The sequence below is a fragment of the Maledivibacter halophilus genome (assembly GCF_900167445.1).
Lineage (GTDB): Bacteria > Bacillota > Clostridia > Peptostreptococcales > Caminicellaceae > Maledivibacter > Maledivibacter halophilus.
In genome coordinates this window covers 294213-317868 of sequence record NZ_FUZT01000004.1, presented here as the reverse complement: position 1 = coordinate 317868, position 23656 = coordinate 294213, and the positions used below count along the sequence as shown (strand labels likewise).

The window sequence follows — 23656 nt, the reverse complement described above, 5'->3', positions numbered from 1 at the left end:
TTAATATATAAATTTAAATCTGAATTGTTTTAATCGACATAATTCTGCTCTTATTTACAAAATAAAAAGTTTTATTATTTATAAATACCCAATCACCATATCATCAATCTGACACATACTATGGCAAATCTATAACATAAATTCAATTCTTTTTTATTTTTATCATAAAAATAAAACTAGCCATCAAAATATGATATGATACTTCCAAAGTAGACACTGTAATTAATTAAATTACTTGTCTACTTAACATGAGTCAGTTCATATTCTTACAGCTAGTTTTAAAAAATTGAATCATATATAGTTTTTGCCACTTAATTTTAAATACAAAAATACATTGTTTCACTATAATTCATTTCTTCATACTTATACTAATTATACGTGCTGTATTTTCTGCAGAGGCTTCTAAATTTTCTTTTCCTTTGCTTAAAGCCTCATCAAGACTTGATACCTCAGATAAAATCCCTACAAAGGCATCTATGCCCAGTTCATATAATTCTTCATATCCTCTACCAAGCTTTCCTGCAAAGGCAATTACAGGAATATTGTATTTCTTGGCAGTTTTTGCAACTCCAAAAGGGGTTTTTCCAAACTTAGTTTGGAAGTCGATACTTCCTTCTCCTGTAAATACATAATCTGCATTCTTTATTTTTTCCTCTAAATTAGAATATTTAACTACTAAATCTATTCCTTTTTCTAATTCGCAATTGCAAAAACCTATTAGAGCTGCTCCAAGTCCTCCCGCTGCTCCTGCTCCTTCAATATGGTCAACTTCTTTTCCTAAAACTTTTCTAATTATGTTTCCATACTGCCTTAGGTTTTTATCCAATATTTCTGCCATTTCCAAAGTTGCTCCCTTTTGAGGACCAAATACATAACTTGCCCCTTGCCCTCCTGAAAGAGGATTCTTAACATCACAGGCTCCCTTTATTTCTATATCTAGAACTCTTCTATCAAAATTACTCAAATCTATTTTCTCAAGACTTCCTAAGCTTCCTCCTCCAAAGGCAAGCTCCCTTCCTTCTTTATCTTTCAGGCTTACTCCAAGGGCTTGAAGCATTCCTGCTCCTCCATCATTAGTGGCACTTCCACCTAATCCTACTACTATCTTTTTTACTCCTTTATCCAGGGCTGCTTTTATAAGTTCTCCCGTCCCATAGCTGGTTGTAACCAATGGGTTTCTTTTTTTACTTTCAACCAGATGAAGTCCACTTGCCTGAGCCATTTCTATAACTGCCGTTTCTCCATCTCCTAGGATGCCAAATTTGCCTTCTGTTTTATTGCCTAAAGGTGCTGTAACTTCTACAGTATACAGCTTTCCTTTTGTAGAATCTACTAAAGCTTCCATTGTCCCTTCTCCACCATCTGCCATAGGCACATAAATACACTCTGCATCTTTAAATACTTTTTTTATACCCTTTTCCATGGCAATACAAGCTTCTTTGGCTGTCATACTTTCCTTAAAGGAGTCCGGTGCTAAAACAAATTTCACTTTATCCACCTCGATTCATATTATAAATACCTATAGCTATATTATATGAGCAAATTGCATAATTACCTTCTGTGAAAACTATCTACTACATATAGTTTAAAAATCTCCAAAGACATGCCATCGAAATATATTTAATTCTAAATAATTAAATTAAGGATAATATTCGCATATGCAACCCAGCCAAGTTAGAATTATGCAATTTCCTCATATATTTACTAACTTTATCTTTCACATGATTTCCCTTATTCAAAGAAGCTTAATAATTCTATTTTTCCTTTCAAAACCTATATAAAAATTTAGTACAGGAAATATTAATACTCACGATATACGACGAGTTCATTTGGTAAATCGCAATATATTTCATTTCATCACATCATAATAATTTATTAGTTTAATCTTTTTTTCTTTAATCAAATCCTTTAATTTTTGTGAAATAAGAAATTCTAACTCTTCTGTTCTTTGTATATTATAGGATGAATTTTTCATTACATAATTATCAACATAGCCTGGATGGCTCATTATTTCTACATGTTCATATTTTAATATATCTTCAATATTTTCTAATATATAATTTAACCCGGATCCTGAATTGAAACTTCTATGTTGTATAAATTCAACATGCTTTGTAAAATCCAAATCAAAGTTCCTCATGGGAATTCTTTCTTCTATGGCAAGCTCACTACATAGCATTCTCATCTCTGGTATTTTGTCACTACTAAATAAATGAGTGTCTATATGGGAAGGCTTCTTTCCAACCACTTCTATGAAACGATTATATTGTGCCTCAATTTCTAATCTCAGTTCTCCTTTATCATACCTATAGCCTTCTTTTAAGTTTTTCGGTTTAATAAATTTATTATTATTCCCCACTAAAGTTTTACCCTTAGTAATAGGTTCCCCTAAAGATATATTTAAATGAAGTCCAACTGCTAAACCTTTATTTTCTCTCATCAAATCAACAGCATGTTTTGTTCCAGGCATTGTTACCATTAATGTTGTCGATGTTAATACTCCACTTTTAAAGGCCTCAATAATACCATAATTTATACCCTTACTGTATCCAAAATCATCTGCATTAAATATTATTTTTGTCATAAAAACCTCCAGCAAAAAATTTTTATAGAAAATCAGTGATTTATAAATCACTGATTTTCCTCTATTATTTCAATTCTGGCCAATAAGCTTTATTGGCCTTTATTAATCTATCTAAAATTCTTCTTGCCTTCTTGGCATCTACAATTGTTCTATTTAAAGTCAATGCCTGTAGAGCTTTAGTATAGCTACCTTCAAAGAAAGCTTCCACCGTTAACCTTTCATATCCATATTGGTTTTCCAACAGACCTTTGTAGAATACATCAATTTCTCCCACATGAAAAGGAATAGGTCCTCTATTTCCAAGTACACAGGCCACCTCTACTATTGCATCTTTTGGTAAATTCGATACTATACCATTGTTTTCCACCATGACAATATAGGTTTTTTCTTTATTATTGTGTATAGTATCTGCTATTTCTACTATCATTTCTCCATGGGCATCGTTATGTACAACATTGCTGCCAAGTGTTGTTCCTGCTTTAACAGCATTATCACATTCTTCAAATACTCTCTTTTCCCTTCCATTTATCACTTCATTGGCCCTTGTATATTTAGGGTCTAATTTCTTTGTCTTATATTCGGGATATAAATAATATTGAACATAGGTGCTTGGAACATATTCAGGAAAATCCCTTACCATATCTTCCACCAAGGCATAGGTATCTAGCCATGACTTATCTCTTTGTTCAGCATCCTTAGGACTAAATCCCTTTTGGAGTATTTTTTCTTTCAGCTCCGGCAGTAGGTCTTGTCCATCTTTATTGTATAAACCAGTAAACCAGCCAAAGTGGTTTAGCCCAAAATATGATGGCTCAAGGGATTGTTCATCAACTCCAAGTATTTTTCCTATGGACATCAACATATTTATAGGCTGGTCACATATATTTAATATTCTTTTATCTTCCTTAAATTTCTTAGTTAAACCATAGGCCACTATTGCTGCGGGATTAGTGTAATTTAATATCCATGCATCTTTGCTGTACTTTCTCACATCCTCAACCATTTCTATCATATCCCTTAAGGATCTAAGTCCATAAGCAAATCCTCCTGCTCCACAGGTTTCCTGTCCTATAACGCCCTCTTCTAAAGGAATCTTTTCATCAAGCTCCCTCATCTTATACCCACCAGTTCTCATCTGACAGAAGATATAGTCAGCATTTTTATAGGCTAATTCCTTATCTGTAGTATATTCAAATTTTACATCGGGACATAGTTCATTAAATAATAATTTGCCAAATTCCCCAATATGTCTCTGTCTCTCTTCATTTATATCATATAATACTATTTCTTTAAAGGAAAGTGATTCTTTATACCTGGTCATTGCCTTTAATATACCAGGGGTCCAGGTTGATCCTCCACCAACTATAGTAATCTTTGTCTCTTTTAAGTTCATATCTTTTCCTCCATACTGTGTATATTTCTATATATTTTTTAAATAGGATTTAACATCAGTGGCTATTTGATCTACCTTAAGTCCATATACTATTTGTATATTATCCTTTGTAGGTCTTACAAATCCTGAAGCTCCTGTATCCTTCAATGCCTTTTCATTGATTAACTTTGGATTAGCCACCACAACTCTTAATCTTGTCATGCAATTTTCCACACTTAATATATTATCTTTACCGCCCAATGCATTGACTATAAGCTCAGAAAGCTTATCATCCTTCACTGCTTCTGTTATTGGCTCTTCATCTTCTTCCTCATCTTCTCTTCCAGGAGTCATTACATTAAATTTTTCTATAATAAATCTAAATCCAAAATAATAGACTACTGCCATTATTGCACCAATTACAAGGACTAAATACCACTTAGTATCTATCCCTCTAAATAGTCCAAATACTGTAAAGTCTATTAGCCCTGCTTGAACACCACCTACAGCTACTCCTAACACATCCATAATCATAAAACCCAAGCCATACATTATAATATGGAATCCAAATAAAATTGGAGATATAAACATAAATGTAAATTCCAATGGTTCTGTTATACCCGTTAATATAGATGATGCAATCCCTGCAGCAATTAAGGCTTTAACTTTCTTCCTATTTTTATCCTTAGCACAATGAATCATAGCTAGTCCAGCTGCTGGCAAACCAAACATAACTGAAATCATATGACCCTGACCCACATATCTACTTCCAATAGAAACTATATCATTGGAAACTCCTGCCACTGAGCCTATTGCTGAGTTAAATATATTAAGGGCTCCCACCACTGTTTCACCATCAATAACTGCAGTACCTCCAATTGGAGTAAATCTTACAACCTGATTTAATATATGATGTAATCCAGTAGGTATAAGCAGTCTATTTAATGAACCGTATAAATAAGGACCAAAAGCACCTGCATTTTCTATACCCTTACCTAAAGTTGAAATTATTGAATCTACTATAGGCCAAGCATAATATGAAATAAATGCCACAACTGGAATCCCAACAAGGGTTACCAGTGGAACAAATCTCTTTCCACCATAAAAATTGATAGAGCTTGGTAATTGAATTTTATAAAATTTATTATGGAAATATGTAACAACAAGGCCAACTATAATACCGGCAAATACATTCATTCTATAGGTAAAGTATCCTAAAACTGTTCCATACTTGGCATTTATAATACTTGCATCTACTTGTGAAAGCCCCTGATTCTCCATTAAATACTCTAGTGAAGTTGTTGCTGCTGTTAATCCATCTAATTTTAAAAGATAATTAAGGGTCAGATGAAAAACTAAAAATCCAATTAAAGAAGAAAATGCTGCTGTTGCTTTTTCTTCTTTAGCCATTCCCAGTGCAATTGATATTGCAAAGAATACTGGCAAATTTCCAAAAACCAATCCTGATAATTTTCTAATAAATCCTATGAAATTTTGTACTCCTTCCATACTTGCAAATGCTTCTCCAACAATGGCACTATTCTGTAGTGCTGCAGCCAAACCTAAAAATACCCCTGCTGCTGCTATGGTAGAAATAGGCAAAAGCAAGGATTTAGCAAATTTTTGCATAAAGCTTTTCATATCTTAACCTCCGTATATTAGTTTGATATTTAAAACATGCATGTTTACATTTACTAGTATAACAAGGGCTAAAATTTATAACAACGCTTACAAGACATGTTATACTTTTTACACAGTATAATACTTTTTTACATTTTGTGATATTTTTTCACAAATCTTATAATCAAAGGATTTTGACCTTGTATTTTAAAAAATCTTTAAAATATACAAGCTTTAGAAAATAAAAATACAGTATTAATTGGAAACAAACCAGATAATGTTATAATGAATAGTGATGGAAATAATAATATTCCTTAACTTAATTCGTTGTGCTAGTTCTTATATGGAGGCTTCTAATATTTCCTTTTCGTCCATGTAATAAACTAGATACATTTATATAGAAGGGAGAATTAAATTAATATGAAGTTTTTTGATTTGATTTCTAAGGATAATATCAGCATAAACAGTACCGAAAAACGTATTGTGGAATATATTTTAGAAAACTACAGCTCCTTTTCAAAAATGAAAATTACTGATATGGCTAATTCCCTTTATATTTCATCTAATACTATTATTAGACTATGTAAAAAACTTGGATATTCAGGATTTTCGGAATTAAAATATGATATTATTAGCTCAAACAACCTCCATGAAGGTATAAACTTAAATTCAGATCATATTTCAATACATAATTCTATTATCCAAACCCTCTCTTTAAATAGTTCTGAAGCTATACATGAAGCAGCAGAGCTTATACATAATTCAAATAGAATAGTTTTCTTCTCCTTGGGTTTATCTCAATATTCGGCTTTATCATTTTGTAAAAGGATACAATATTTTAATAAGATGTGTTTAGTTCCAAAGGATAGGGATGAAAATATCTTGTTTGCCAATAACTTAGGGAAAGGCGATCTCGCATTTATGATTAGCGCATCTGGCGAAACAGATATAATAAAGAAAATTATTGGAATTGTAAAAACAAAGAAGGTTAAAATTATTTCTATTACAGGTCTTTCACAAAATTTTTTATCTCAATTAAGTGATTTAGCCTTGTATGCTTATTTAAAGGAATACCATATAAAGAATCATGATCTTACATCAAGGCTTGGCTTTAATATAATTTTAGATTTAATTTTTGAAAAATTTACCAAATTACAGAAATGAAAAATAGTGAAACAAAGTAAAATGTACAAATTAACCTTTCAATTTGTTTCACTATTTCACTATATAATAAAACAGCAGCACATAAGCTTTTTATGTTTTATTAAAACATATTTTTTTACAAGGATTCTCTATATATTTTAGCCACAACTTCCTTTGTTGCTTCTATAGGTGAGCAATTTAAAAGCAACCCTAAAGACGGAGTATTAAAAGCAAGCTCTACTAATCTTTCTATATTTTCTTCTTTAAAGCCTAAATCCGATAAAGTTTCATTTATTCCTAAGGATTTTAACCATTTTCTTATTCCATCTCCTGCCTTTTCCCCTTCATCTTCATCACCCTTTAGCCCTGGAACAATAGGAGCTAGAACTTCTGCTAAAACTGCCGCCCTTGCCTTATATATATTTTTCACTACAGCGGGCAATAATAAGGCCAAACCTAAACCATGAGCTAAATCAGGTTTTATAGCACTTAACGGATGTTCAAGGGCATGGGTTAAATGAAGCATTCCATTGTCAAAGGCTATACCAGCAATTGAAGAAGCATATACAAGATAATATCTTGCTTCTAAATCTTTACCATTTTCTATTGCCCTTGGAAGATATTCTGATACCAAATCTACTGTTTCTTTTGCTAATAATACACAATATGGACTAGATACATTTGTAGTACAAGCTTCTACAACATGATTTACAGCATCAACAGAAGTAAATACTGTTTGCTTTTGTGGCAATGAAAGCATGAGCTTTGGGTCATTTATTGAATACATTGGATAGCTTAAATCATAGGCTATTGCCGGCTTATACTCTTTACCTTCTTCCAGCACACTTACAACAGCAAATCTATCGGCTTCAGTACCAGTCCCATGGGTTGTATTAATGGCTATAACAGGCAAAGCCTTTTTAGGAGTAAATTTATATTCATAAAGGTCTGCCGTTGTATATTCTGGATATAGAGTCATAATTGCAACGGATTTGGCTGCATCTATAGGACTTCCTCCTCCTATTCCTATTACAGCCTTTGCACCTAAATCTATTGCCTTTTTTGTAGCTTCATCTACATGGCCACTTTGAGGATTGGGAGTTATCCCATTGTACAAAATGTATTCTATATTATTTTCCTTTAAAGCCTTCTCAATTGGCTCCCAAGCTCCACTTCTTTTATAAGATGATTTCCCTGTAACAATAGCAACCTTATCAATACTCTTTTCCTTAAGTTCCTTGGCTATATCAAATATCTTTTCAATAGCTCCAGTACCTAGAAAAACACTTGTTTTTCCTCGTATTTCTCTTACTTCTCTAATAGGCATAGTTTTTTTCCACATTATAAATCATCCTTTCTTTTTTCATTTTTCAATTTTGAAAGAAAACATATAGATTTTCCATAGCAAAACTCAATTTATCCATATTAAAATAGCCAATGCTTTCATGGATTTCAAAGACAATCTTAGTATTCAGAATTTTGCTTTCACACACTTTCAAAATTATGTTTGTTATTTTTTTAACTAACATTTCATTTATGTATTCTTTTAGATATAGTAGACCACCTCCCTACTATAAATAATATTTATATATTATCATTTTTTATACATCAATATATTTGTATCTACAATTGAGATAATTAAAGGAATTCTAAAAACTTGAATTTAGCAAAGAAATGCAACTTTTTTTAATATCTAGATAAGATTCATCTATTGCCAAAATTTACATTTTAATTTTATTATAAAATTTTACTATAAATTTAAATAAGAGTTTTAATATTTCATTTGAGTGATTTTTATAAACCTGTTTTTCCCTTATAGATTTGTGATTCTGAAAATTAATAAAAAGAACGCTCAATATAAAACCTCTAATTTAAATCTCATTTAAATCTATATTATATTTTTTAATTTTTCTATATATTGTAGATTTGCTCATATTGAGATTTTTACCTGCTTGTATAACATTTTTCTGACATTTCATGAGCATCTTTATAATATTGTTTTTCTCTACATTTTCTACAGAAATAATTGGTGTATCGATAACTTTGTGAATACATTTTCTTTCCTCATTTAAAATAAATTCCGGCAAATGTTTTATTGTTATAAGGCTATCATCACATAAATAGTATGCTCTTTCAATAATGTTTTGAAGTTCTCTTACATTCCCTATCCATCTGTAATTTTCTAAGTATCTTATGGATTCTTCATCAACGCTCTTAAAGTTCCCTTCATTCTGTTTATTTAAATTATTCAAAAAATAATTTACACATATTCTTACATCTTCTTTTCTTTTCCTTAAAGGAGGTATTTCCAATTTAAATACATTTAATCTGTAATATAAATCTTCTCTAAAGTTCTTCTTTGTAACTTCTTTTAATAAATTTCTATTTGTTGCTGCTATTATACGTATATCTAAATTTTTCTCATAATCTCCACCTATTCTTCTTACCGATAAATTATCCAACACCCTTAAAAGTTTGGCCTGAAGCTCTAATGGAAGTTCTCCAATTTCATCTAAGAAAATGGTGCCTCCATTGGCAAGCTCAAATTTTCCAGGCTTACCTTCTTTTAAAGCTCCAGTAAATGAGCCCTTTTCATATCCAAATAGTTCACTTTCAATTAAATCCCTAGGCAAGGACGCACAGTTTATAGCCACAAATGGTCCAAGAAAGCGGCTGCTATAATTATGGATTGCATGAGCAAATAATTCTTTTCCCGTTCCACTCTCTCCTTCAATTAAAATACAACATTTAGTCTTTGCTATTTTTTTAGCTGAATTAATTAATTGTTTCATTTTTTTACTTTTGGATATAATATTTTCAAAGGTATAGATGGCAACATTTCCAGTTACTCTATTTACAGTTTTATGAAGATATTTTGTTTCTTTAAAAACTATGGCAAAACCAATAATTTCATTATTAGTAATCATTGGTACTATATTAGCGCTGCAAGCTATTCTTTTTCCATTTATATAGGCATTGCAATCAGTAAAATAGGCATCTTTTCTTTTATTATAAAAATCCATATCAAAATTAAAATTTATATCTTTAAATATTTCTCTTACATCTAGTTTATGAATATCTTCCTTGCTAATATCCAAAATTTTCAAAGCCTTTTCTTTAACCTTTTTAATCTTATAATCCTTATCAACTACTATAATTCCATCTGAGGTACTTTCGAAAATCGTTTCAACTAATTCATAGGATCTTAGCAGTGCAATTTGTTTTTCAATTGTATATGCTGCTGCAACAACAATCCCCAAAGTATGGGAATGGACCTTACTCCTATCACCAGACATATTTAAACACCCTATTACATTTCCTTCACCATCGTGAATTGTTGTTGCAGAGCATGTCCAGGGATGATGTGTTATGCAATAGTGCTGCTCTCCAAGGACTTGAATGGGTTCATCAATAGCTAGTGTAGTACCTATAGCATTTGTCCCTACAGCTTCTTCACTCCACAAGGCTCCCAAATTAAATCGAATTTTATTTGCTTCATTTTTTACAATGTTATTTCCTATTGTTTCTATAATATGTCCATTTTTATCTGTAAGAACCAGTGCAAAATCTGTGCCTACTACAATTTCATGGAGATTTGCCATAATTGGTCTCGCCACTTCCAAAAGCTCTTTATTTTCTTTTAAAATATAATCTAATTTTGCTGTAGACACTTTTTTACCTATTCCCTTTAAAGGATCTACTCCATATTTCTTACATCTTTTCCATGACTCTGCAATAACTGGGCTTACAGAAGAGTCTATATAACCTTCATTAATAAATCTTTTCCACACCTCTTTCCCATTATTATAATTATCCAAAATACCACCCTTTCAAAATGAAATAACAGGTTAATTTAATCATAATCTTCAAATCGAAAAGTATTATATTTATATATTACTATAAAAATACAATCCTAAAAAGGTCTTTAACATATAAAAACCTATTAGAATTTTAGGACTTTAACGTTCTAATATTTATCCGTCAAAGTCCTAAATATTTTATATTTACTTTTTTATTTAAATTTTAACATTGTCTAACTTTGGTAAATGTATGGCTAAACCGTGAACTGAGTGGGCTGCTTCATGCAGGGCTTCTCCCACTGTTGGATGGGCATGAATTGTTGTTATAATCTCGTGAACTGTTGCCTCTAATCTGAGAGCCAATGCCCCTTGTCCAATTATATCCGTTGCCCTTGGTCCTGCCATATGCATCCCTAATATTTCATCGGTTCTAGCATCTACCACAAACTTTACAATTCCATTTGACTCTCCCATAATCAATGATTTGCCGTTGCCATACAAAGGAAAATTCCCAACTTTTATCTCATAGCCCCTATGTTTTGCTTCTTTTTCTGTAAGGCCTACAGCTGCCAATTCCGGTTTAGTATATACTGCATAGGGTGTAGTATTAAATTTAATTTTAGACAATCTACCCATAATATTTTCTGCTGCCACTATCCCTTCAGCTGATGCAACATGGGCAAGCAAAACCCCTCCATTACAATCGCCAATGGCATATATATTTTTCACACTGGTTTCCATTGTCCTTCTATCAACTACAATAGCTCCTCTATCAACTTTTATTCCTATCTTCTCAAGTCCTAGGTTTTGAACAGAGGGTTTTCTTCCTGCCGCCAATAAAACTTTCTCTGCAGTAAATATTTTTTCCCTTCCTTTAACGATGGTATCAAGAATTAGCTTATTACTATCTTCTCTAATTCCTTTTACTTTTGTTTCAGTATATATTTCTACCCCCAATTCATAAAATTGATTTTTCAATACATCAACAATCTCTTTATCCATTGTAGGCAAAATATCTGGGAGCATTTCAATAATTGTAACCTTTGTGCCTAAAGAAGAATAAACACTGGCAAATTCACTGCCAATTACTCCCCCTCCTATAATACACATGCTTTTCGGTATTTCTCTTAAAGATAAGGCTTCATTACTTGTGATAACTCCCTCTAAATCAATCCCATTTACAGGAATTCTTGAAGCCTGTGAGCCAGTGGCAATTACTGCTTTATCGAACTTGATAATTTGCCTTTTTTCATTAGATAATTTTATTTCAATTTCCTTATCATTTATAAACTTTCCTTCTCCCTTTATTATTGAAATGTTGTGGGATTTCAAAAGAACTTCCACGCCACTTACCAACTGCTGAACTACAGCTTCTTTTCTATTTTGAAGTGCAGTCCAATCTATATCAATACTATCTAATTTTATCCCCAGCTCCTTAGATTCTTCTTTCATTGTATTGTATATCTCACTGGTATGTAGAAGTACCTTTGTTGGAATACATCCAACATTGAGGCATGTTCCTCCTAAAGCTTCTTTTTCTATAATTGTAACATCTGCTCCAAGTTGCGCCGCCCTAATTCCACATACATATCCTCCAGGTCCACCACCAAGAATAACTACTTTCATATATTTACGCTCCCCTCTATAGCATTAGTATTTCTGGTTTTTCAACATATTGTTTGACTTTATAAAGGAACTGAGCGGCAACTGCTCCATCCACTGCTCTATGATCTGCTGTAAGAGATAATTTCATAAAGGGTTTATTTATAATATTTCCATTTTCCAGCACAGGAGTTTCCTCTATTGTATTAACTCCAAGTATTGCTACCTCAGGTTGATTAATAATTGGTGAAAAAGAAGCTATTCCATACATTCCAAGATTGGTAATAGTAAAAGTACCTCCAGTTAAATCCTCAGTAGAAAGTTCATTATTTCTTGCCTTAAAAGCAAGCTCTTTAATTTCAGAAGAAATTTCCTTTAATCCTTTAACATTAGCATATTTAACTACTGGCACTATAAGTCCATTTTCTAATGCAACAGCTATACCAATATTTGTATAATTTCTATATACTATTTCTTCATCATCTATTGAGCAGTTCAATAATGGAAATTCTAAAAGAGCTTTTGAAAGAATCTTAACTAAAAGATCGGTATAAGTTACCTTATGAATCTCTTTAAGTTCATTTTTTAATCTCCTTAGATTAGTAATATCCACCTTTATATCATAAGTAACAGAAGGCGATCTTTCCCAGCTTTGAGACATCCTTTGAGCTATAACTTTCCTCATTTCATCCATGGGAACTCTTTCTTCCCTTGGGCTGGCTGCTTCAATTAGTTTAAGATTCCTGTCAAAACTTAATACATCACTTTTCATTATTCTACCGTCTTTATTGATATCTGAAAGTTTTACATTCAATTTTTCAGCATATTTTTCTGCCATTGGAGAAGCTTTAACTTTATCTTTATTTTCTATATATTTTTCTATATCGCCCTTTACTATTCTTCCCTGGGGTCCTGTTCCAACAACCTTTGTAATGTCAACACCATTTTCCTTTGCTAATTTCTTAGCTACAGGTGAAATTTTTATTCTCTCTGATTTACTTGATTTTTCATCTTTTTCTTTTGCTTTTTCTTTATCATTAGAAACTTTATCTGCCTTTTCTTTATCAGAATCTTCCCTTGAATTTAATAATAATGAAGATATATCTTCATCACTATCCCCTATAATAGCAATAGGTTCTAAACAGGGAACAACATCACCTTCCTGAGCTAACAGTTTTCTAACAACGCCACCTTTAATTGCTTCTATATCATTTGTTAATTTATCCGTTGCAACCTCAAGTAAGGTTTCACCTTCATTAATTTTATCTCCTTCAGATTTACACCACTTAACTATCTTTCCTTCCTTCATAGTAAGGCCAAGCTTAGGCATTACAACAATTTCTGCCATTAATATACCTCCTTGAATTTAATATTGTCTTCAAATAGTTTTAGATATTAAAAAATTTATTCTTTTGTGCTATTTCTAATGTCTTTATAATATCCACATGAAAAGGTCCATTTCTTGTTATTTTAAAAGTAAATTCATCACCTTTATTAAAAGCCACTTCTCTTTCACCATCTAAAGCGATTATCCCTTGATTCTCCAATACATATTTATACTCTTTATCTATTTCAATTATTTCAGGTTCCCCTAATGTTATTTCCTCCACCAGTCCAGCCGCTATAGGTGCCTTAATTTTATATTTGTCCTGTGTTAAGTCAATACAAATACCAAAATCATCTTCTTCCTTAACTATTTTCTTACATCCAACTAAGGAGGAAAAACCTATACTCGCTGGATGACCTCTAGTTACCATTATTTTTAGTATATCCCTACTATTCCATATTGCCTTGGCCCCTATAAATATATTTTTTGATAAAACAACATCTACTAAAGCAATATCAATAAGCTTATTGTTTTTGTATATCTCAATCCTTTTATCTCTTTTACAAATATCTTTGATATTATATTTCTTTGAAGCAGCTACTGCAGCTGCCATACCTGCCACTGTTCCCTCAATCATCTTTGGATAGACATTATTGGTACCAGTAGACAATCCTATAAATGGTATGTCTTTTATTCCTTTAGCAACAAGTCTGCATGTTCCATCTCCCCCAAGGGCAACTATACATCCTACCTTTATTTCTCCCATAATCTCAGCTGCATTTATTGTATCAAGTTGATTCCCTCTAAATTTCATTTTTAATACTTCTATATCAATATCCAGCTCCCCTGATGTAATTAAATTGTCCTTAACTTTATATCCTATTTGATAAGTATCCGGCATTATATACACCTTTGTAACGCCACATTTTTGTGCAGCAAGTGCTATTCTTTCCACAATATTGACTTTTTCGTTATTATCTACTACCGTGGCATGGGATACAAGCCTTCTAATATCTTTGCCCGATGCAGGATTCGCAATTATACCTATTTTTATCACGGATATTCTCCTTTAAAAGAGATAGCACCTGCTATCCCTTTCATATTCTTTCTTATATCATTTTCTTAATAGCATTAACTATATCTTTTTCATTTGGAATTACATAACTTTCAAGAACTGGTGAAAATGGTATCGGAGTATCTAGAGCTCCTATTCTCATTACAGGCCCATCAAGATAGTCAAAATATTCTTCCGAAATCATTGCAGAAATTTCTCCACCATAGCCACCTCGTTTGTTTTCTTCTGTAACCACCACCACTTTATTAGTTTTTTCAATGGATTTAGATATTGTTTCCTTATCAAGGGGATATAAAGACCTTGGATCTATTACTTCTATCTCTATTCCCTCCTGAGAAAGTAATTGAGCTGCCTTTAGTGCATCATGAACCATTTTTCCAGTTGCTATTACAGTAACATCTTTTCCTTCTCTTTTTATATCTGCTACCCCTAGTGGAATTGGCTTAACATTATCTTCAACTTCACCTGTAACAGAATATAGTAATTTATGCTCTACAAACATCACAGGATTATCATCTTCTATAGAACTCAGCATCAGGCCAAGGGCATCCTGTGGTGTCGATGGATAAACCACCTTAAGACCAGGCACATGGGTAAGCCAAGCTTCTAGAGACTGAGAATGCTGTGCTGCTGCTTGAACGCCTGCTCCAGCCGGTAATCTAACCACCATGGGAAGGGTGATTTTTCCACCAAACATATATCTCATTTTTGCAGCCTGGTTTACAAGCTGATCCATTCCAACTGTTAGAAAATCTATAAACATAAGCTCTGCCACAGGCCTTAATCCTGTAGCTGCCGATCCAACTGCACATCCTATTATAGCTCCTTCAGATATAGGAGTATCTCTTACCCTTTTTTCTCCAAATTCATCAAAGAGTCCAGCTGTTACTCCAAAGCATCCACCAAAGGCACCGACATCTTCACCGAAAATAAATACATTTGGGTCTTCTTTCATTTTTATTCTCATACCTTCTCTTATGGCCTCAGCATATGTCATTTTTCTCATCTTATTCTTACCTCCTCTTTTATGTCAGTGTATATATCTTCTACTACAGATTCTAATGAAGGATAGGAACTATTGTTTGCAAATTCTACAGCTTCCTTTATTTCATTATCAACTTCCTCATTTAAATTTTTTAATTCATCTTCCGTTACAATTTTATTATCCAGCATAAACTTCTCAATCCTTGGTATAGGATCCTTTTCTAACCACTCTTTTTGCTCTTCTTCTGGCTTATATGCACCAGGGTCCCCTTCAAAATGTCCTCTATGTCTATAAGTTTTACACTCTATTAATGTTGGGCCTTGTTTTTTTCTTGCTCTTTTTATTGCTTCATTCGCTGCTTCATAAACTGCAAATACATCATTTCCATCTACCGTAATCCCCGGCATATTATATGCGACAGCTCTGTCGGAAACATCTTTTATTGCCTGGTGCCTGCTTTGACTAACAGATATTCCATATAAATTATTTTCACAAACAAAAACCACAGGAAGCTTCCATACACTTGCAAGGTTTAATGCTTCATGAAATGTTCCCTGATTTGTAGAAGCATCTCCAAAGAAACAAACACAAACCTGATCAGTTTCTCTATATTGAATACTAGCTCCAGCTCCTACAGCAATATTATGGCCTGCTCCTACAATGCCATTTGCTCCCAATATACCCTTTGTGGCATCGGCAATATGCATTGATCCACCTTTACCTTTACAATAACCTGTTTCTTTTCCATAAAGCTCTGCCATCATATATTTTAAATCTCCACCCTTAGCTAATATATGTCCATGTCCTCTATGGGTACTTGTTATGTAATCATCGTCCTTAAGATTTGCACATGCCCCTGTGGCAACTGCTTCTTCTCCAAGGTACAAATGTACAAATCCTGGAATACTTCCCTGTGCAAAAAGATTCATAGCCTGGGTTTCAAACTTTCTTATTCTTATCATAGTTTTATACATATCAATAATTTTTCCATTTGATAAAGTCAAAATTAGTCCCTCCCATTTCATTGTTTTAGTATTTCTACCTCTATACAAGCCACAGCAACTTCAATACTATCATCTTTATCTCCAAAATTTGGAATATATAAACCTAAAACCGAATTCTATAATAAATCTTCTAATTTAACTGCCTCCTTTCATATTTTTTTATAAACCTTTCTTTAAAGCTCCTAGGCAATTTTTACTATACCTTTAAGACTGTCTTCCCTCCTTAACCATTGGAAATTCCTTTCACAAATAGTAAGAGCAAATTATATGCCAATTTAATAAATCAATAGAACAATGTCTATAATTATTTTATATACTGTAAATAAAAGAGCTAAATTTCAATATTATAGACTCATAAATTTTTAATGTTTTCTTTATTATATTTTCTATGTAGGGCTTGTTAAATTTTAAATAAGCCGTTTTTCCCAAAATTGACACTAGCCTATTCCCAATTTTGATACTTTTCCCAAAAACGGGAATGGTTTTAACTATACAATTTTTACAATTAGAAATAACAATAAAGAATCCTTTGACTATTTTAATAGTCAAAGGATTCTTTATTGTTATATCCATTTTAACAGTCCCACAAAGATCAAAATACCTCCAGGCAAAAGAGACGCCTTTAAACTTTTTTTATAACTCTTTATGGAGCTCCCCAAATATTTTCCATATAAAATTGAAAAAAAGTTAATACAAAACACAAAAAAGAGGAAATATGAAGGATTTATTCCCCCCAGTGAAATTCCAAAACCTGATCCTAGGGCATCAACTGAAAGTACTAATCCCAAATATAGAGCTTCTTTTATATTTATATCCCCCGATACATCCAAATCTGCTTTTGTGGAATCTAAAGCAATGTCTATTATGATCCCGAGCTTTGGTATGTACAATTTACCTAACCTATTACTGGACTTATTTTCAACCTTATATTTAATATATCCTTCTAACATAAAAAAAGACCCTAATCCAATTAATACAATACAGCTTATCAGTGAAGCAGTACTCTCTGAAATATATTGCTTTACCAATTGCCCAAAGGAAATAGATATCCCTAGATTAATAATAGTTATTAAGCTAATTATTAATATTGAAATCTTTGACACTTTGATTTGCTTAATTCCATAGGTTATCCCCAAAGCAAAGGAGTCGATACAAATAGCTATTGCTATTAACAAGGCTTCAGTCACTCTCACCACACCCTCAATAAAACAGGAAGTAATTATCAATTTCCTCAAACATAAAAGTTGTTTATTTTTATATTTGTATTTATATTATTCGCAAATAGTATTAATGTGACAGAAATAAGTTTTATAAATAAATTCTATACAATATAGTTATGTATGCAACATAAATAAACAGTAAAAAAGCAGATTGAACCCTGCTTATCCTGTTTCTTAAAAAACAGGGTATTGTAAGAATTAAAATCATTAAGAAGGATACGGGAAAATCCAAAAACAAATTTTGTTTCACTACTTTAAGGGGATTTACTATTCCAGAAACTCCTATAACTAATGTTATATTCAATATATTTGCCCCTATTACATTTCCAACCGATAGGGCTGTATGACCTTTTTTTAAAGCGGTTAGTGCTGTAGTCAGCTCCGGTAGGGAAGTTCCTAGAGCTATTATAGATAAACTTATTACTGATTCTGGAACACCTATAAATTCAGCAAGGATTACCCCATTATTAATAAGTAGATTTGAACCTATTACAATTCCTAATAAGCCTATGGTAAAAGATAGAAAAATTTCAAATTTACCTCTTAATCCAATTTTCATTTTATTATTTTTTAAATTTTGATTCTTTTTATATTTTAGTACAAATCCCTCTAATATTATGTATACAAATAAAAGTATTAGTAATATTATAGAATCACTAATATCAATTAGACCATCGTAGGATAAAATAATAATGATAATAAAATAAACTATTATTAGAACCGATTTCATTTTAAAAAATCTTCCCTTGATTTTACCGGGAATAATAATATTGCTAAACCCTAATACTAAGCCTGTATTGCATATTGTAGAACCAATTGCATTACCTATACTCATTGAAGTATATCCCTTTGCTGCTGCTGTAATAGATACAATGCCTTCTGGAGTTGTAGTAGCTATACTTACTATTGTGGCACCAATAAATATTTCTGGCAAATGGGTAGCTCTGGCTATATTAACTGAAGATTCAACAAACATATCTCCACCTTTTATAATTAATATTAGACCAATACAAAATAATAATATAGTCATTTCCAAATCAATTTCCTCCTTAATTCAAATTTTATAATTCTCATATACTTAATAATTTCTATGAAATTTCTAATTATAATATTCAATTTTAATTACCTTGATAAGTTAAATTTGATATAATTTTACTATACAATAATGATAAGGGGTTATGATTACTATGAAGTTAATGTTAATAGACTTAATTTACCGAGTTGGATTTATCATTATGCTTGCACTGATTCTCTCAAAGGCTAAAGTTTTCAAAAATATATTTGCAAAAGAAAATCAAAATACTAATGAAAAAATATTTATGGGTATTTTCTTTGGATTTCTGAGTATCGTTGGAACTTATACGGGTATATCTATAAGTGGTGCAATTGCCAACACCAGAGTAATAGGTGTAGCTGTTGGCGGCTTGCTAGGGGGACCACTAGTTGGAATATTATCCGGCGCAATTGCCGGCATTCATCGATTCCTTATCGACATTGGAGGCTTTACCAGTTTTAGTTGTTCCCTTTCTACTTTTACTGAAGGAGTTATCGCTGGACTAATGAGCTCTAGATTCAAAAAAAATACAAATAAAATAATTTATGCACTAGGTATTGGTCTGATACTTGAAACCCTACAGATGGTTATAATACTCACATTGGCCAAGCCCTTTGAAGTAGCAGTAGATCTTGTGGGAATTATAGGAATACCCATGATTATCAATAATTCTATTGGAATAAGCGTTTTTATTATGATTATACAAAACATTAAGGATATAACCTCAATAGAAGCAACCCACAGTGCAAAACAATCCCTTTTAATAGCCGATAAAACCCTTAAGTATTTTAAGAATGGCCTTACTTTGGAAACGGCAAATAAAGCAGCTGAAATAATTTATAGGTCCACCGATTTTAACGCAATAGCAATAACAGACAAATCGAAAATTCTAGCCCATATCGGTGTGGGAAGTGACCATCATCTTCCAGGAACATTCTGTAAAACAGCCGTTACTTTACAAACCTTAAAATCCGGCAGGATGACTATTGCAAATACAAAAAAAGGAATCGGCTGTACAAATAAAAATTGTAAATTAGTTTCATCAATAGTGGTACCTCTTAAGGATGGTTTAGAAACTAAAGGAGCCTTGAAGCTTTATAAAACAACGGCAGAAATATTGGCCCAGGATATAGAGCTAGCCAAGGGCCTTAGAAATTTATTTTCATCACAACTGGAACTAAGTCGCCTAGAAGAAATTTCAAAAGCCGCAGTTAAAGCTGAAATTAGGGCCTTACAAACTCAGATGAATCCTCATTTTTTATTTAATGCAATTAATACTATTATTTCTCTTAGTAGAACTAAACCAGAATCAGCAAGAAATTTATTAATTCATTTAAGCGATTATTTTAGAATGAATATGCAAAACAATAAAGCCTTTATTAGCTTAAAGGAAGAATTAAACCATGTAAAAGCATATTTAATCATAGAAAAAGCTAGATTTGGTGAAAAGCTTAATGTTAGATACGATATTAATTGTAGTATGGAATATCTCATTCCTCCCCTATCAATTCAGCCCCTTGTAGAGAATGCAGTTAAACATGGTGTTAACAAGAAAGTAGACGGTGGAAATATAAATATTAAAATCACCGAATTAAAATCATTTTACACCGTTGAAGTTACTGATGATGGTATCGGTATGGATAATGAAAAATTGGAAGAAGTAAGGAAATATGATGAAAGTACTGGGATTGGAATTTCTAATGTCTATAGACGTATAAAAAGTTGTTATGGAGAGAGCTGCAAATTTAGTATAGAGAGTACTATTCATTCTGGAACATCAATAAAAATGACTATTCCTAAATGAAAGGAGAGAAATATCTTTGATTAATTGTATTGTTGTAGATGATGAAAAACCCGCAAGGGATGAATTGAAATTTCTATTAGACAATCATAAGGATTTCAAGGTTATTGGAGAAGCTGAAAATGGAGTAGAAGCTTTGAATTTAATTCTGACACTTGAACCCGAGGTCGTATTTTGTGATATTAGCATGCCACTATTAGACGGTATTGAACTGGCTAAAAAAATCCTAAGTAAAAAAATAGATACCTATATTGTATACGTAACCGCTTATGATGAATATGCAATAAAGGCCTTTGAATTAAATGCTGTAGACTATCTTTTAAAGCCATTAAAAGAAGAACGTTTTTTAACATCACTTTCTAAATTGAAGGGATTAAAGGAACAAAAAAAGCTTAATATGAATAAAGTAGATAAATTTCTTAGTGAATTCAGTTTATCTCAAGAACGCAAAAGCCATTTATGTTTATATAAAGATGGTGTTTTATTTCCAGTTAAATCAGAGGACATAGTTTGTATTTACATTGAAGATAAAACCGTAAAAATTGTTACTTCAGATAAAGAATTTGAATGCTATAAATCCCTGTCTGAAATTGAACAAATATTGCCTGAAGATGAATTTTTGAAATGTCATCGCTCTTATATTATTAATTTAAATTATATAGAATCAATAATTCCCTGGTTCAATAGAACCTATAGAGTAAAATTAAAAGGGTTTAATAAGGAAATTCCCGTTAGTAGGAATCAAACTGCAGAGCTTAAAAACCGGATGCAAATTCTATAACCATTTAACTTATGATTTGTACTTTTCAATACTAATTATGTTCATTTTGGTATTAAATGTAATTAATTTTATCCGCTTCCTGTATAATTATATATAGGAGGCGGGTTTTATGTTTTTTGAACAAACACTAAGAAGAAAATTAGAGACTTATTATAATTTGGAAGATAATTTTTCCATAGCTGGCAAAGATTTTAATTTTATAGCCCGCTATAATCAAAGAAATTCTAAATATATACTTCATAAAAAAATAGAATTATATGCCTTTGAAAATAATGAATATATTCTATATAAAAAACTAGATAAAGGATTTGCTGAGGAAACTTTAAATGAAATTAAAAATTTAATCAATAATCACTATTCTCAAATAATTGATGTAAATGACGAACATATGTCTAGTACCATCATATTTATATTTGAAACAGATTTGCCAACAAATAAAAAATTAATTAACTCCATTAAAAAATTCAATTTTTATAAAAGTTTTAAATTTGGATTAAAGGGCTGGATTAATGTTGGACTTGTGCTGATAAATCCCGACAATAAAGAGGGATTATCAAATAAATACGCTAAGAAGGAACTTAAAAAGATTCTATCTTAGCAGAAGGAGGATTAATTTTTATGAACTCATTTGTATTACTTTTAATTTCAGCAATTGTTTTTTTCATTGCCTATGTAACCTATGGTGCCTACTTAAGCAAAAAGTGGGGCATTGACCCTTCTAGGAAAACACCTGCCCACACCATAAATGATGGTGTAGATTATGTACCAGCAAAGGCTCCTGTATTATTAGGACATCACTTTTCTTCTATTGCAGGTGCAGGTCCTATAGTTGGACCTATTAGCGCAGCCATCTTCGGATGGGTTCCTGTATTTTTATGGATTATAGTTGGATCAATCTTCTTCGGCGGTGTCCATGACATGGGTGCTCTATTTGCTTCAGTAAGGCATGAAGGAAAATCCTTAGGAGAGGTAATTGGCGTAACAGTTGGTAAAAACGGTAAAAAACTATTTGCTATCTTTGCATGGCTCACATTATTATTAGTAGTAGCTGCCTTTGCTAATATTGTGGCCGACACCTTTGTATCTGTACCTGAAGCAGCAACCGCTTCAGTATTATTTATTGCTGTTGCAATTGTCTTTGGTTTCTTTGTATATAGGAGAGGTGTAAGCCTTGGAATCGGTAGTGTTATTGGTGTGGCACTATTACTCCTAAGTATCTATCTAGGAACATTATTCCCATTACAGCTTGGAAAAACAGCTTGGCTATTTATTTTACTTGCTTATATCTTTATAGCCAGCGTAACACCTGTTTGGATTTTATTACAACCTAGAGATTATCTAAATTCATTCCTGTTATATGCTATGTTAATAGGAGGATTTATTGGTGTAATCTTTATGAGACCTACATTACAGCTAGCTCCAGTAACAAGCTTTACTATAGGAAAAGCAACACTTTTCCCAATGTTGTTTGTAACCGTTGCCTGCGGTGCTATATCCGGATTTCACTCCCTTGTTGGGTCTGGAACAACTGCAAAGCAAGTAGATAATGAAAAGGATGTTAGACTGATTGGTTATGGTTCAATGCTTATTGAAGGTATCTTAGCAGTGCTCGCTATAGTAACTGCTGGTTATATTGCTGGAGATAAATTAACTGAATTGCTTAATAATGGCGGACCAGTAAACGTATTTTCAAGTGGTGTTGGTAATTTTATGACTTCATTTGGATTACCCTTTGCCACAGGAAAAAGTTTTGTAGCCCTTGCAATATCAGCTTTTGCTTTAACAAGTTTAGATACAGCAACAAGACTTGCAAGATTTATATTCCAGGAATTCTTTGATACATCAGGTGAAGGTCAGCCATCTCCAATGACAAATAGATATGTATCAACATTAATTACAGTGGCTTTAGGTGGAGGCCTCGCTTTTAAAGGCTGGCAATCTATTTGGCCATTATTTGGATCAGCCAACCAATTATTAGCTGCCCTTGCACTATTAGCCCTTGGAATTTGGTTGAAAAAATCAGGTAGAGAATATAAAATGGCAATTATACCAATGGTATTTATGTTTGCTGTTACCCTCGTTGCCCTTATTCAATTGATGATTGCCAACCTAGGAAATATACTGCTATTATTATTATCTGTAGCATTATTCATATTAGCTATTGTTTTAATAATACAATCTCAAAAGGCCTTTAAAGAAATAGATTCTGTTGCTAAAGAATAATAGTTAAAGTTAAAAAGAAAAACAAATAATTTTATAGTGGGAGAAAATTGTAATTTTCTCCCACT

18 protein-coding genes are annotated in these 23656 nt (G+C 32.1%); 5 read left to right on the top strand and 13 right to left on the bottom strand.

Translation table 11 applies throughout. From position 1 onward, the window contains the following. Positions 1 to 349: 349 nt before the first annotated feature. The 4 genes from B5X81_RS09660 to B5X81_RS09645 form a co-directional block, all read right to left on the bottom strand. Positions 350 to 1489: a glycerate kinase family protein gene (locus tag B5X81_RS09660; protein WP_079491294.1), complete on the bottom strand. Its 1140-nt coding sequence runs from the start codon at positions 1487 to 1489 to the stop codon at positions 350 to 352. Positions 1490 to 1849: 360 nt separating this feature from the next. Continuing rightward, positions 1850 to 2584 carry a ChbG/HpnK family deacetylase gene (locus B5X81_RS09655; RefSeq protein ID WP_079491292.1) on the bottom strand — a complete coding sequence of 245 codons (735 nt, stop codon included), beginning with the start codon at positions 2582 to 2584 and terminating at the stop codon, positions 1850 to 1852. 64 nt (positions 2585 to 2648) lie between these two features. After that, the gene (locus B5X81_RS09650; protein WP_079491291.1) at positions 2649 to 3977 is read right to left on the bottom strand and encodes a family 4 glycosyl hydrolase; all 1329 of its coding nucleotides are present in this window, start codon (positions 3975 to 3977) and stop codon (positions 2649 to 2651) included. Positions 3978 to 4004: 27 nt separating this feature from the next. After that, the gene (locus tag B5X81_RS09645) at positions 4005 to 5597 is read right to left on the bottom strand and encodes a PTS transporter subunit EIIC (protein ID WP_079491289.1); all 1593 of its coding nucleotides are present in this window, start codon (positions 5595 to 5597) and stop codon (positions 4005 to 4007) included. A 399-nt stretch (positions 5598 to 5996) separates the two neighbouring features. Here B5X81_RS09645 and B5X81_RS09640 point away from each other — a divergent pair, with 399 nt between their 5' ends. Then, positions 5997 to 6740, top strand: coding sequence for a MurR/RpiR family transcriptional regulator (locus B5X81_RS09640; RefSeq protein WP_079491287.1), 744 nt, complete (start codon positions 5997 to 5999; stop codon positions 6738 to 6740). A 115-nt stretch (positions 6741 to 6855) separates the two neighbouring features. Here the strand turns inward: B5X81_RS09640 and B5X81_RS09635 are convergent, their stop codons facing one another. The 9 genes from B5X81_RS09635 to B5X81_RS09590 all read right to left on the bottom strand — a co-directional run bounded on the left by B5X81_RS09635 (position 6856) and on the right by B5X81_RS09590 (position 18762). Beyond that, entirely contained in the window at positions 6856 to 8061 is a 1206-nt protein-coding gene (locus B5X81_RS09635; RefSeq protein WP_079491286.1) for an iron-containing alcohol dehydrogenase, read from the bottom strand. Positions 8062 to 8590: 529 nt separating this feature from the next. Then, positions 8591 to 10537 (bottom strand): sigma-54-dependent Fis family transcriptional regulator, encoded by a 1947-nt coding sequence (locus B5X81_RS09630; protein ID WP_079491284.1) that lies wholly within the window; start codon positions 10535 to 10537, stop codon positions 8591 to 8593. 198 nt (positions 10538 to 10735) lie between these two features. Then, a complete protein-coding gene (gene lpdA, locus B5X81_RS09625) occupies positions 10736 to 12145 on the bottom strand; it encodes a dihydrolipoyl dehydrogenase (protein WP_079491283.1) in 1410 nt (469 codons plus the stop codon). A gap of 16 nt (positions 12146 to 12161) precedes the next feature. Further along, positions 12162 to 13469, bottom strand: a complete 1308-nt coding sequence (locus B5X81_RS09620) for a dihydrolipoamide acetyltransferase family protein (protein WP_079491281.1) — start codon at positions 13467 to 13469, stop codon at positions 12162 to 12164. A 40-nt stretch (positions 13470 to 13509) separates the two neighbouring features. Then, on the bottom strand, positions 13510 to 14505 hold the full coding sequence (locus B5X81_RS09615) for an ATP-NAD kinase family protein (protein ID WP_079491280.1): 996 nt from the start codon (positions 14503 to 14505) through the stop codon (positions 13510 to 13512). Positions 14506 to 14557: 52 nt separating this feature from the next. Continuing rightward, the gene (locus B5X81_RS09610) at positions 14558 to 15529 is read right to left on the bottom strand and encodes an alpha-ketoacid dehydrogenase subunit beta (protein ID WP_079491278.1); all 972 of its coding nucleotides are present in this window, start codon (positions 15527 to 15529) and stop codon (positions 14558 to 14560) included. Further along, entirely contained in the window at positions 15526 to 16512 is a 987-nt protein-coding gene (gene pdhA / locus B5X81_RS09605; RefSeq protein ID WP_330397364.1) for a pyruvate dehydrogenase (acetyl-transferring) E1 component subunit alpha, read from the bottom strand. The genes B5X81_RS09610 and pdhA overlap by 4 nt, the downstream gene beginning before the upstream one ends. A gap of 563 nt (positions 16513 to 17075) precedes the next feature. Beyond that, a complete protein-coding gene (gene ytaF / locus B5X81_RS09595) occupies positions 17076 to 17699 on the bottom strand; it encodes a sporulation membrane protein YtaF (protein ID WP_170917350.1) in 624 nt (207 codons plus the stop codon). A 121-nt stretch (positions 17700 to 17820) separates the two neighbouring features. Further along, complete coding sequence (locus tag B5X81_RS09590) at positions 17821 to 18762, bottom strand: calcium/sodium antiporter (RefSeq protein WP_244282055.1); 942 nt, start codon at positions 18760 to 18762, stop codon at positions 17821 to 17823. Between the two features lie 157 nt (positions 18763 to 18919). On the opposite strand from B5X81_RS09590, the gene B5X81_RS09585 reads away from it, so the two are divergent. From B5X81_RS09585 to B5X81_RS09570, 4 genes are all read left to right on the top strand, one after another. Beyond that, entirely contained in the window at positions 18920 to 20590 is a 1671-nt protein-coding gene (locus B5X81_RS09585) for a LytS/YhcK type 5TM receptor domain-containing protein (protein WP_208985028.1), read from the top strand. A 16-nt stretch (positions 20591 to 20606) separates the two neighbouring features. Then, positions 20607 to 21368 (top strand): LytR/AlgR family response regulator transcription factor, encoded by a 762-nt coding sequence (locus B5X81_RS09580; protein WP_079491268.1) that lies wholly within the window; start codon positions 20607 to 20609, stop codon positions 21366 to 21368. Between the two features lie 109 nt (positions 21369 to 21477). Continuing rightward, positions 21478 to 21966, top strand: a complete 489-nt coding sequence (locus tag B5X81_RS09575) for a hypothetical protein (RefSeq protein WP_079491267.1) — start codon at positions 21478 to 21480, stop codon at positions 21964 to 21966. A gap of 20 nt (positions 21967 to 21986) precedes the next feature. Continuing rightward, positions 21987 to 23591, top strand: coding sequence for a carbon starvation CstA family protein (locus B5X81_RS09570; RefSeq protein WP_079491265.1), 1605 nt, complete (start codon positions 21987 to 21989; stop codon positions 23589 to 23591). Positions 23592 to 23656 lie beyond the last annotated feature (65 nt).